The 12,428-nt window shown below is 40.9% G+C and carries 7 protein-coding genes and 1 tRNA gene; 4 read left to right on the forward strand and 4 right to left on the reverse strand.

Going from position 1 to position 12,428, the window contains the following annotated elements; genetic code table 11:
• Positions 1-122 precede the first annotated feature (122 nt).
• A tRNA-Met gene (locus tag GQS54_RS19575) sits at positions 123-199 on the reverse strand.
• 395 nt (positions 200-594) lie between these two features.
• Here GQS54_RS19575 and GQS54_RS19580 point away from each other — a divergent pair.
• Entirely contained in the window at positions 595-2,898 is a 2,304-nt protein-coding gene (locus GQS54_RS19580; RefSeq protein WP_166425610.1) for a GGDEF domain-containing phosphodiesterase, read from the forward strand.
• A gap of 249 nt (positions 2,899-3,147) precedes the next feature.
• Here the strand turns inward: GQS54_RS19580 and GQS54_RS19585 are convergent, their stop codons facing one another.
• The 3 genes from GQS54_RS19585 to GQS54_RS19595 all read right to left on the reverse strand — a co-directional run bounded on the left by GQS54_RS19585 (position 3,148) and on the right by GQS54_RS19595 (position 9,443).
• Positions 3,148-4,683 carry a methyl-accepting chemotaxis protein gene (locus GQS54_RS19585; RefSeq protein WP_166425611.1) on the reverse strand — a complete coding sequence of 512 codons (1,536 nt, stop codon included), beginning with the start codon at positions 4,681-4,683 and terminating at the stop codon, positions 3,148-3,150.
• Positions 4,684-5,080: 397 nt separating this feature from the next.
• The gene (locus GQS54_RS19590) at positions 5,081-6,076 is read right to left on the reverse strand and encodes a two-component system response regulator (RefSeq protein ID WP_166425612.1); all 996 of its coding nucleotides are present in this window, start codon (positions 6,074-6,076) and stop codon (positions 5,081-5,083) included.
• A 22-nt stretch (positions 6,077-6,098) separates the two neighbouring features.
• On the reverse strand, positions 6,099-9,443 hold the full coding sequence (locus GQS54_RS19595; RefSeq protein ID WP_166425613.1) for an MHYT domain-containing protein: 3,345 nt from the start codon (positions 9,441-9,443) through the stop codon (positions 6,099-6,101).
• Positions 9,444-9,688: 245 nt separating this feature from the next.
• On the opposite strand from GQS54_RS19595, the gene GQS54_RS19600 reads away from it, so the two are divergent.
• The 3 genes from GQS54_RS19600 (at position 9,689) to GQS54_RS19610 (ending at position 12,328) form a co-directional block, all read left to right on the forward strand.
• Complete coding sequence (locus GQS54_RS19600) at positions 9,689-10,156, forward strand: hypothetical protein (protein WP_166425614.1); 468 nt, start codon at positions 9,689-9,691, stop codon at positions 10,154-10,156.
• Between the two features lie 193 nt (positions 10,157-10,349).
• A complete protein-coding gene (locus tag GQS54_RS19605; RefSeq protein ID WP_166425615.1) occupies positions 10,350-11,036 on the forward strand; it encodes a response regulator transcription factor in 687 nt (228 codons plus the stop codon).
• A complete protein-coding gene (locus tag GQS54_RS19610; protein WP_205967848.1) occupies positions 11,033-12,328 on the forward strand; it encodes a HAMP domain-containing sensor histidine kinase in 1,296 nt (431 codons plus the stop codon). The genes GQS54_RS19605 and GQS54_RS19610 overlap by 4 nt, the downstream gene beginning before the upstream one ends.
• Positions 12,329-12,428 lie beyond the last annotated feature (100 nt).

Below are 12,428 nucleotides of genomic sequence, written 5' to 3' on the forward strand. Positions count from 1 at the left end.
TAAAACTGAGGGTATCGGTTGGTTGCGGGAGCAGGATTTGAACCTACGACCTTTCGTGACTATGAAGAGCGAGCCCTGGGGCGATTGCTTTTTTATATTTGATTTATAACTGAAGTATCGGTTGGTTGCGGGAGCAGGATTTGAACCTACGACCTTCGGGTTATGAGCCCGACGAGCTACCAGACTGCTCCATCCCGCGTCCGATGTGGCGCACTCTATATAGCTTGCCTTTGTATTGCAAGAAAAATTTAAGATATCTGAATCAAACGATGCGTATTTATACAATGGGGATTATTTTATATCGCACATTCTCCTTTCATTACACCATTACACCATTACACCAATACACCAATACACCAAATAAAGATACAAGATGATTGCCGACCAGAGAATATTCCAATGGCTAATAATCTCGAATTTCAAATGCCTAACCGAGACTGATACTCTTTTACAGTATTTTAATATTATTACTTTTTTTCAATGAGTGAGCGTTTTATTTACCGTCTTGACTATAAAATATAATTTTTAATCAGTAACATAGGCACGAAATAAGATGTTGTAACCAAGTACTACTATTTATTGATTAGGATTTAAATGCCCTTTATCACCCGCCTAAAGCTGCAATTGAAAGAATATTTTTACTTGCAAGATGACGATCACCCTGTAATCAATGTGGAGGCATGGCGAATCAGTTCGCTGCGCATAATATTGGTTTCTGTTTTACTGTTGTGTGCGGTCTTTGTCGTTCAAAGCGCGTGGCAAAGTATGCTTGAACAAATAGATTATATTGTACCGATTGCATTATTATTTTATATCGCTCTGGCATTACTACTGGTGATGTCGAAACGTTATTACTATGTCAGTGCAATCGGGCTGCTCGTATTAATAGTATTAGCGGGCATCAGCTTTAACATGACTCAACCAAATCAAATACTATCGATGCTTGGTCCTATCGTTATGTATTCGACGCCGTTCGTGGCGTTTATATTACTTGGTTGGAAGGCCGGTTTGATATGCATCTGCATTAATCTGCTCCCTCTTTATATATTAATCAACGAGATATCACTGTCCGACTACCTGACACCAATCCCAGTACTAAACAACGCTAACTACTATTTGCATACCATCTTATTTGTTTTTTTCAATTTATGTATTCCGTTTGCTATTGCCCGAGCAAGCATCGCAGCAAAACGGGGGAATCAGTTTAATATAGAAAGAAATCAAATTTTAAGTCATCAAACTCAGTTATATCATGCGTTATTCGTTAATGCTCAAACGGCTAAAATTTTAATTGACCGTCAGAGAAATATCATTGAAGCAAATCAAGCGGCCCAATCATTATTATTAACGAGCCTGCCTAAGCAATTTATCGGTTTGGGTATAGAACGCGTATTTCCTGAATTAATTGAGGGGGTCAATGCATTAGTGGTTAATCGTACACTGGGTGCGCGAATGAAAGTATTCAAACTTAGCATTGATTCGCTCAATGACGAGCAACATACAATTTTAACGATAGAAGATGTTAGTGCAAAAGCACTGTTACACAAAACTCTCGCAGTGCAAACTCAAGCAAGACAACGCCTTAAATTATATGATGAGAGTATTGGGCTACCTAACAGGCAATGGTTGGAAAACAAACTAGCTCAGAATAGTCCGCAGTTTGAGGGGGTTATTTCCCTTTGCGCAATCCGGGTAACCAATGCCCACTTTATCGAACAGAAATTTGGTTTTTTATATCTACCCAAAGCCCTGAAAAAATTGGCTGAGACCCTCAGTGTACACTTAGGCGAGCGAAGCTTAATTGCTGTACTAGATAAGTATAGTCTAGGTCTGATTGTCCCTATTCTGGATCAAACCAATACCAAAAACACCATGCAGCATGTGCTTTCATCATTGCCTAGCAGCTTAAAAATCAATGAATATTGTATTCATCTGGATTGCAAAGCGGGTGTCGCTATCGCATCACATCAGCTACCCGAAGATCCCTCACAATTGATTAACAATGCGTTGCATGCTGTTAGCGTCGGTGAGTCAGCGATTAACTACTACGAAACCGGCAGTCAACAACGCTTTATTGAACATCAAGAAATTAGCATTCTGCTCAATGAAGCTTTATCAAATAATGAGCTTCATGTTGAATACCAACCAAAAGTAAGGGGTGATGGTACCCTTATCGGTATGGAAGCACTGCTGCGTTGGAACTCACCGGTGATCGGCCGTGTATCACCTGGGGTATTTATTCCTATAGCAGAGCAATCAGGACTCGTTTTAAAACGAACCCATTGGTTGGTCAATCATGTCTGCAATCAACTAAGAACGTGGCAGAATGATGGCCTCAACGTTGTACCAATAGCGATTAATATCTCCGGCCCAGATCTTGATCAAAAAGACTTTAAAAAACAACTTATTACGTGTGTTGTTGAACACGATATTAAACCTAATCTTATTGAACTTGAGCTAACAGAATCAGCTAAGACCCATAACATTCCCGATGCAATTGCAGCTGTCAGTTACCTAGCGAGTTTTGGATTTTGTATCACGCTTGATGATTTTGGTGTTGGCTATTCAGGACTCTCGAAACTCACACAATTTCCAGTACAACGCGTTAAAATTGATCGACAATTTGTCGCTGATATTCATAATAACGAAAAGAATGCGCAAGTAGTAGAAGCCATCATCGCCATGTGCAAGGTATTTAAGATAGATGTATTAGCTGAAGGCGTTGAAGATTTGAAAGAAGTTGACTGTTTGCTGGCTATGGGATGCAGCAGCTTTCAAGGCTTTGTGTTCGCGCGTCCTATGTTGAAGGAACATATAGCTAAGCTCATGAACATCGAATCGATGGCAAACATAAAGCTCCCCCTTAGAAAACCCAGCGTAACCTTAAATAAGGGTTAGCATTATTGAATACTAAAGAATAACCTTGGAGCTTTAACGTAACACTCCTTTGATTGAGTAATGTTTTTAACGTTTGTATATTTTTAGGCTATACGATTACACGTAATAATCTTGTCGTCAGGGCTTCTAATGCCATTAGAAGCGCCATAACAACTTTCGTAGGCAATTAATCAAAATTGACAAAATTGAGTAGTGTTAGTCAGCTAGACCATTCGTTATATCGCTCTCTTTTTATACTCATTAAAATATTTAGCCAAACGTTAATCCCATAGCAGCTAGCGATTTTGATCGAATAGAGATCTCTGATGCTTCACGTTCAACTTTTTCAACTTGTTCGAGGTTCCGTTTAGACACATCACTAATATTGGAAATATTACGACTGATGCTAATAGAAACCGAGCTTTGTTGATCAGAAGCCACACTCATTTGATTGGCTGAATCGGCTATATCACTAACATCGTCGTACACTTTATTGACGAGCTCCTGAGTCTGTCTGGTTTCTTCAACACAAGACTCGGCAGATGATTTTCCTTCCTCTAACGTTTTTGACCATTGCAACAATGTACTTTGTATTTCAGAAACCGATGTTTGTATTTGCGTAGTTGCGCTGTGTGTGCGGCTCGAAAGCGCGCGAACTTCATCAGCAACCACTGAGAATCCTCGTCCGTGCTCACCCGCCCTTGCCGCTTCTATTGCCGCATTTAGTGCTAATAAATTTGTTTGATCGGCAATCCCCTGAATTTCTTGCATAACGCCATTTATCCGATTGGCTTCGTCTGCTAGGGATGCCGCAGACCCCGCTGATTTGGCCACGTCAGTCGCTAATATGCCAACTTTATCCATAGTGTTAGACATAGAATTCGTTGCTTGGCGGCAATCCTGATGAACGCTGGTGACTTTATCTGACGTGTGTCCTATGTTGCGGGTCACTTCGTTGATTGACGCCACCATTTGTTCTACAGCAGTCGCCACTTGAGTTAGCTCTGTAGTTTCCTCCTCAACGCCCATCTTTGTCTTTGCTACCGCTTGCTGTAATGAATTAACTCCCGCATCTAACATTGCGGTGCTGTCAATTACGCGGCCTAATATGGTACTTACTTTGCCTTCTTGTATTTTTAAGGCAAATTCGTTCACACCTCTTACACCGTCTCCTGCAAAAATAGCTCGCGAAATGCTGTCATATTGACCTTTCAACTTAACTGCGTGCTGGCGCATATCAACTAATTCTCCTTTAAAAATTGCGTAAGGCAGAAGAATCATTAGGAGCGCAAAAAAAGGTGACAAAAAAGTGAGACCTACAATTGATAAACTTAGTAAAATAAATAATGCGTCTTTTACCCTTTCCCTATCGTCGAACCAATTAAATGCGCTCCCACCTGCATTTAATTTAGAGTATAAACGTTGGGCTTTATCTTTAAATGGGTTAGTAAGTTTGGTGCGTACTGATTGAAAACCTATCAGTTGACCATTTTCATAAAGAGGCGTTACAAAAGCATCAACCCAATAATAGCCGCCGCCTTTACACCTATTCTTGACTGCACCACGCCATGCTTGCTTTGATTTGAGCTTGCTCCACATATCAGCAAATGCCGCCTTGGGCATTTCCGGGTGTCGTACAATATTGTGGTGTTGGCCAATAAGTTCTTCACGGGTAAAACCTGATACTGTGCAAAAATGATCATTTACATACTGAATAACACCCTGAGTATCCGTGGTCGACACTAGTTCTTGCCCAACATCAACTGCCACTTCGTGTTCAGCATCACTCAATACCCCTCTACTCATAACGACTCCATTTAAGTTAAGCATTAATTTTTTAGTTCGCGCATAAAAGCATAGGACATTTTAATAACAATATGTGATTCTGAAAATCAGGAAGAAAAAGTCTCGGATGCTGAATCAGCCAATTATTTTGACTATCAAATTCTATATCGGCAGGTTTTTCATAAATTATACTAAAGTCTGATTTTTATCCATATCAACGAGTGAGTATCTCTACTCCTATTCTCTTTGTATCTAAATAAAAAGCAGCTAAAAAAGGTTAAATGAACCTCAAGTTTTTGTGAAAGCCACACAAGCAGTTTTATAAGAAGAAGAAGGTAAAGCCCGAAGCCGATGACTACTAATACGTTAGTCATAAACTCATGTCATTCGCAGCGGCCTTATATCTAACGAAAGGATATTACTCGTCTTGCCAACGTTCTTTAATTTCAATAAGTTGGGGCAGACATTGTTGAAATAAAATAACTAACGCAGGGTCAAAATGTATCCCACTTTGGGAATGAATAAATTCAACAGCTTTTTCAATAGACCACGCTTCCTTGTATGGACGTTTGCTTGTCAATGCATCAAAAACGTCTGCAATGGCAACGATACGTCCTTCTAACGGAATGTCTTCCCCCTTCAATCCTCGAGGGTATCCTGAACCATCCCATTTTTCGTGGTGCGTCAAAGACACAATTTTTGCCAGTTCTATTAAACCAGAATCTGAGTCACCGAGAATTTCAGCACCAATTTCTGGATGCGTCTTCATGATGGCAAATTCTTCATCAGTGAGTTTAGCTGGCTTAAGCATAATACTATCAGGTATGCCTATTTTACCGATATCGTGCATCGGCGCTGCATGTAACAAATCGTCTGCTGCATTGGCCGATAATCCGTAGGCCAGTGCCAACACCTGCGAAAAGTGACTCATACGTAAAACATGGGTGCCTGTCTCATTATCCTTATATTCTGACGCTCTTCCTAAGCGCTGTATCACTTGTAGCCGAGTGCGTCGTAACTCATCTGCCTGCACTAAGGATAAATGGGTACGCACCCTAGCCTTAACCACCGCCGGTGAAACGGGCTTAGTAATGTAATCCACGGCCCCGACCTCAAAACCTTTTGCTTCATCAACCTCGTCATTTAACGCCGTCACGAACATAACAGGAATACGCTTACTAAGCGGGTTACTCTTCAGTGCTTGGCATACTTCAAACCCTGTCATGCTGGGCATCATAACGTCCAATAAAATCAAATCAGGTTGTTCGCGAGCAACCAAACGCAGGGCCTCTTCACCGCTCTTGGCGAATGTCAGGCGGTATAACTCGCCGAGTATTTTTTTCAACACCCGTAAATTTGCCGGTTCGTCATCTACGACAAGTATATTTTGCATTGTATTTTGATTACTTAACATCGTATTAAATTTGTCCGTATATTTACTGAGTTTCTCTTGACTGAGTAAGCTGTTTTTTAAGCAACCGCAGTTCTTTTACAGCCCGCTCAAATTCAAAGTCATCAAAGGCATCTTGAATTTGCTTACATCTTTCGAGCAATTCGTGGTTTACACCTGCAACAAACATCTCGAGAGTCTCTTCATCGTATTCATTATTTAAGGCTGAGCTTAGCAGTTTTTCGGTAAGGTCAATGACCTGCGAAGCGGTCAACTTAATATTTGTTGCTTCATCCACCTCAATTACATCTATATCTTGGGCACATAAATAATCTTTGATATTCGTTAACGATTTTACAATACTAGCAAATACATTCGTAATATCCTCGACTGAGGCGCGCATGGCACATCGCTCTGCGTCAGATAGCAACTGACTAAGCTGTGTCAGGGCTAAATTACCGCTTAATCCTTTGAGGGTATGTAATTGTGCTTGTATTATTGACCATTCAGGTGGGTTCAACGTCATCCTGAAATCCAAAATTAATGGTTCATTATTATCCACGAATAGCGATATTTCTTTAAGCAGTGTGCTCTTGTCACCCCATAATGCGATACCTTTTGGCTCGTTAACGATATGAAAATCACTGTTGTCATCTGGCTCTAGAGCAATAACTTCACAGGTTAAATCAATTCCCAATGCCTGAGCAATTTCTATATTTAACAGCTCGGTATCAACCGGCTTGTTTGCAAAACCGTCCATTCCAGCATCTAGAGCGGCTTGGCGATCTTCGGGTAACACGCTGGCGGTCAAAGCGATAATGGGTAAACGCGCTAACTGCTGCTCTTTTTCTTCCTTGCGGCGCTCTTTTGATGACGTTAAACCATCCATTATTGGCATTTGTACATCCATTAGCACCACGTCGAATTTATCACAGCGCATACGCAGAAGTGCTTGTTTGCCGTCACGAGCCGTAATAATAGTATGTCCTTGGCGAGTCATCAGTAACGTTAGCAAATCAATATTCTGTTGAATATCATCGACTATTAAGATGTCTAGAGGCGGTAAGGTGCATCGTTGATTGAGTGTCTGAGGCTTAACCTCAGATTTAGACGCTTCCAAGGGCAATGTAAAAATAAAACAGCTACCTTGTTCATAACAGCTTGAAGCCGATATTCTTCCCCCCATAAGCTCAACCAATTGCTTACTGATCGTAGTACCTAGACCAGTACCGCCAAAACGTCTGCTCATGCTGGCATCAGCTTGCCCAAATGCATCGAAGACTAATGCTAATTGTTCTGGCGTCATACCAATACCCGTATCGGCAATTGAGAACTCAATGCAACCACTAGGCTTAACACCCACAGTAATATTCACACCGCCCTTGGCGGTGAATTTAATAGCATTGCCAATTAAATTCGTTAGAACCTGACGAATTCGATCCGGTGCACCATTGAATAAATCGCCTACCTCTGGGGCGATATTAACCGTTAGATATAAGTCTTTCTTATTGGCTTGCAACCACAATGTTGATACGACCGAGTCAACTTCTTCAATTAAGGAAAAATCGCGCATTTCCAGTTGAAACTTACCTTTATCTAATTTTGCACTATCGAGAATATCATTCAGCAGGTGTAATAAGGATTTTGCAGATTTATTGATTGTGGTTAAGTGCTTACGATGTTCAGGCTCTACTACATCATCTAGTAAAATGTCACTAAAACCGATAACAGCATTCATAGGAGTACGAATTTCATGACTCATATTGGCTAAAAATGCAGCTCTAGCTGACGCGGCTTGTTCGGCTTTATCTTTAGCAATCACTAAGGATTGTTCCATCTCTTTACGCTCGGTTATGTCCATTATAAAACCGTCGAGCCACTTTTCATCTGAGTCGATGTCCCCTGAGTGCGCCCCATATCCCAATAACCAGCGAATTTCGCCTAAGGCATTATAAATACGGTATTCAAGTTTGAAAACGTGCGTTTCGTCAACGATTTGCAGCGCCGAATCAATATCATCAGGATGAACGTGATCATGAAAGTAACGCTTAGGAGGGTCTCCAATATAATCCTCTGGGGGGTAACCCGAAATACTTTCTACCGCGTCACTAATAAAAAGCATGGGCCGTGTTTCATTGTCTAGACACCGAAATGCTATGCCAGGAATATTGCTTAGCAGTGAGCGGAATTGTGCTTCGCTTTTACGTAATGCACCTTCCATATCGAGGCGGTAGCGTAAGTCTGAAACAAAAGCCACAAATGAGCTGTGCTCAGCCTGCTGTACATGCCCTATCGAAACACGGACGGGAATAACACTTCCATCACGGTTTCTAATCGCTGCATCTCTTCCTTTACCTTGAATTGTTCGCTGACTGATTGTATGCCCAGCAACATACTGATCAAATTCTTGTCGAAATGGTTCTGTTACCAGCATACGTACATTCTGATCAAGAAGCTCATTCGCTCGCCATCCAAGTAATTCACAAATAGCATCATTTGCACTTTCAATTTTACCTTCGCTGTCGAACCCAAGCACACCATCTACTGAAGCATTAATGGTTGCACGCAAACGCGTTTCATTTAATTTTGCTCTGTCTGACAGCTCTTTGTATTTGAGCACCATATTAATGGCCAGTACCAACACAATCAGACCAATAGTGATAAGTGCGATACTAAAACCAAGGTATTGTGAGACATATTCATTTTGCTCAGAAAACTCAAATCCTGGAGGTCTAACGAATCGCGCTGCCGCCATTCCAGTGTAATGCATACCAGAAATTGCTAACCCCATGACTAGCGCAGCAACGCCATTACGATAGTACTCCCCGAACTTCACCTTGATTAAAAACCCCAAGCTGAAACGGATCCACAGCGATAAAACAGCGAGTAAGATGGCGACCACCAAAGACAATAAAAATATAGCCATGTCGTACCGCAGCAATGGCGCCATTTCCATCGCCGCCATGCCAATATAATGCATTGTGCCAATGCCTGCACCCATAAGAACACCACCGACTGCGAGCTGCGATATCGACACATTTTTTTTGATAATAATATTTAATGCAACCCACGAGGCCGCAACACTAGGCACTATTGAAATAGCGGTTATGGGTCCGTCGTATGAGATAGGTGTACAAAGTGAAAGCGCCAACATTCCTAAAAAATGCATCGACCAAACGCCGCCTCCCAAGGCAAGACTGGCCACAAGCGTCAATATTTTACGCTTAGATGAATCTTCTAATTGAGCTGCTTCGGTGGCGACTTGCATAGCCATAAAGGAGGCAAATATTGCCAAACCAACAGAAATAATAACCATCAAGGGATCGAAATCACCTACTATGAGTAAATTATCATCGACTGGCGAAAACAGAGCAGTTACAGCGTCAAACATAAAATGCAAATTATAATTTCTGAGAGAATAAACGTATTAAGATATCGACTTTAATGCTGATAAAGCCAGCTTTAATTTTAAATTTAAAGCCAAATAAGATTTCTATCAATAATACTTAAGTAAAAGATGATAAAATTACCCCTCAAAATAATGAAATATCATTTATAATCTGGTGTTTAGTGCGTGATTCGAGCAAAAAATGAGCTCGTTATTAATAATTTAACAACAAGATTTATCGGAAAAACATGCAGCATTTCGAATACCAAAAAAGCAAACATAAACTTCAGATCCTTAAACGATTATATATTCCTTTAGCGCTATTTGTTTTATCTGGATTTTATATCGCGTGGACTCTCAATCGCTTTTCAACTGAGGAGCTATGGCTAATTACTCGCAATGGGCTAGTAGTTTTTGGACCGTTGTTACTACTAGGAATCGCATTCGTTGCTTTGCATTATTGGGCTGGCAAATTTCGTCAACACAGTTTCCCGACCTTATCAATCGATGATGATCACGTTTGTTTGCGTGACGGCGAAGTGCATGAAACAGTGTACTTTCGTGATATGCACAGCATACGTGTAATTAAAGCAGGCTCTACACGTGAGGCAATTCAGATTGTACTCAATAGTGGCCAAAGTATTGTTATACACAGTAACTTTCCCATCGACTCAATTAAGCCATTACTTAATCAATATCTTGATTGCCATTTATAAAACCTTAACCCAGTCTTAACTCATCCTCTATTAAACTCGCTTCATTTATATCGATTGGAAGTGGTTTAATGTTTGGTTTGTTGTTCTGTCACTATTCTTTAGTGCGCGTCTTACACGATATAAAATCGTCTTATATATTCCGTGCTAACATCCGATATGTTAGCGATCGACATATCAATGGAGTCTTAGAAAAATGGTAAACGTGCTGCTGGTTGAAGATGATATTGATTTGGCAAGCACCATTGTGGATTACCTAGAATTGGAATCTATTGAGTGCGATCACGCCAGTAACGGACTCATGGGTCTTAATCTTATAGAACGGCAACTGTATCAAGTCATTATGTTAGATATTAATATGCCAAAAATGGATGGCTTAACCTTGTGCTCGCTGTTAAGAGATCAAGGAATCGATACACCTATATTAATGCTCACCGCGCGAGATACACTAAGCGATAAATTGCAGGGTTTCGATGCCGGCAGCGACGACTATTTAGTCAAACCGTTTGCCATGCAAGAATTAGTTGCGCGCGTAAACGTTCTAGCACGGCGCAGAAGCGGTGAAGTTAAACGTCTGATATTAGGCGAATTAGAAGTCGATCTGAGTAAGCGCTGCGCATTTTTAGCTGGTCATCCCTTAAAACTTTCACCTACGGCGCTTAAAATACTCGAGGTTTTAATGCGCTCCAGCCCACAAACCATTAGTAGACAAGATATTATTCAAGCGGTTTGGGGAGAAAATCAACCCGATAGCAATAGTTTAAAAGTGCATATCCATCATCTACGAAAACAGCTTGACGCGCACAATGAAGCCATTAGCGTCGTGACAATAGCCGGTGAAGGGTTTGCCATCAAAATTTCAAATGAAGGCAACAATCAATGAAAATCCGACCCAGTTTACGCTTATACTTTTTCATTAGTATCGCGCTTTTGGGTACTGGCATGACAGTGGGGTTTTCGGTACTCAGTGTTAACTATTATATCGATGGATTAGACCGTGGGCTAAATGGCGTCATGCACGAACTTGTCATGACAACAGACGCTCAAGATGGACGACCAGTGGATTTTGCAGACTTTCAAATTGCAAGCAGGTGGCAAGATACCCCGGCTATTATTCAACAACGCTTTCGTTCTCCGCCGACAATAGAAAATGATCTTTTAAAATTTAAAGATCAAGAGTCTTTTTTTTCGCTACCAAGAAATATGTTTTTTGTAGCTATGATACGTAACGCAAACGGTGAACCGCGTTATGTTACGAAAGTCATGTTAGCTAGGTCTGACGTTCAACTTAAAAGCAAAAAACATTTTGCCCGTTTCTATGGGATCATCATAATTGGCCTAAGTGTTATGACAATTTTTGCAGGTTTGTTAGTTGTTGTTATGGGTAAAGTCGCCAAACCAATTGAGTCTTTGGGTAATTGGGCCAGAACACTTAATCATGAAAATATAAAGCTCCCGCCGCCTGATTTTATTTATAACGAGCTCAACACGCTGGCGAGTATTATCAAGAGTAGCCTTGATTCTGCGCACCAGAGTCTGGTTCGCGAGCAAACGTTTCTCAGTTACGCAAGCCACGAGCTAAGAACCCCTATTACCGTTATTCGTAGTAATGTGGAACTCCTGAAGCGCCTGAGTGAACAGTCTCCTCTAACGTCTAAGCAAGAATTGACACTAGAGCGCATTGAACGGGCGGGGTTGACGATGAGCGATCTAACAGAAACCTTACTCTGGTTAGGTCATAAGGATGACGAACCCATTCACCTTGAGCCAGTAAAACTTAACGAGAAAATTCAGAATCTGTCATCAGAATTGGCTTATTTACTAAATGCTAAAGATGTCGAAGTAGACTTAGAATGCCAAACCTACCAATTTGATACTGCGGCAACTGCGTGTCACATCGTTTTAAGTAATTTGATCCGCAATGCTTATCAACATACACAACATGGCCGTGTGCAGATATTACAAAAAGGCAGCTCCGTGAGCATTACCAATAGCTCGCAAAGTGACGAGGTAAAATCAACCGAGCGGCAAAATAACAATAGTAAAAGTCAACTTGGTTATGGTTTAGGCTTACAACTCAGTGAAAAAATCATTCAGCGCCATAACTGGCAATATAAAATCAAAGATCAGCCTGGATTTTATCAGGTCATTGTGGATTTTAATCCAAGAGATTAAGGAGTTTCTGCCGATATAGCTCATACTAAAGCCATATTTACACAACTTGATTGTTTGCATAACGTTAACTTTAGCGCAATTGGGTGTAAAATTTTAGGAG

The organism is Paraglaciecola sp. 20A4 (genome assembly GCF_011378905.1).
Classification (GTDB): Bacteria; Pseudomonadota; Gammaproteobacteria; order Enterobacterales; family Alteromonadaceae; genus Paraglaciecola.

Coding starts and splice junctions, on each gene's coding strand:
- GQS54_RS19580 (WP_166425610.1), top strand. CDS start 595: ATGCCCTTTATCACCCGCCTAAAGCTGCAATTGAAAGAATATTTTTAC.
- GQS54_RS19585 (WP_166425611.1), bottom strand. CDS start 4,683: ATGAGTAGAGGGGTATTGAGTGATGCTGAACACGAAGTGGCAGTTGAT.
- GQS54_RS19590 (WP_166425612.1), bottom strand. CDS start 6,076: ATGTTAAGTAATCAAAATACAATGCAAAATATACTTGTCGTAGATGAC.
- GQS54_RS19595 (WP_166425613.1), bottom strand. CDS start 9,443: ATGTTTGACGCTGTAACTGCTCTGTTTTCGCCAGTCGATGATAATTTA.
- GQS54_RS19600 (WP_166425614.1), top strand. CDS start 9,689: ATGCAGCATTTCGAATACCAAAAAAGCAAACATAAACTTCAGATCCTT.
- GQS54_RS19605 (WP_166425615.1), top strand. CDS start 10,350: ATGGTAAACGTGCTGCTGGTTGAAGATGATATTGATTTGGCAAGCACC.
- GQS54_RS19610 (WP_205967848.1), top strand. CDS start 11,033: ATGAAAATCCGACCCAGTTTACGCTTATACTTTTTCATTAGTATCGCG.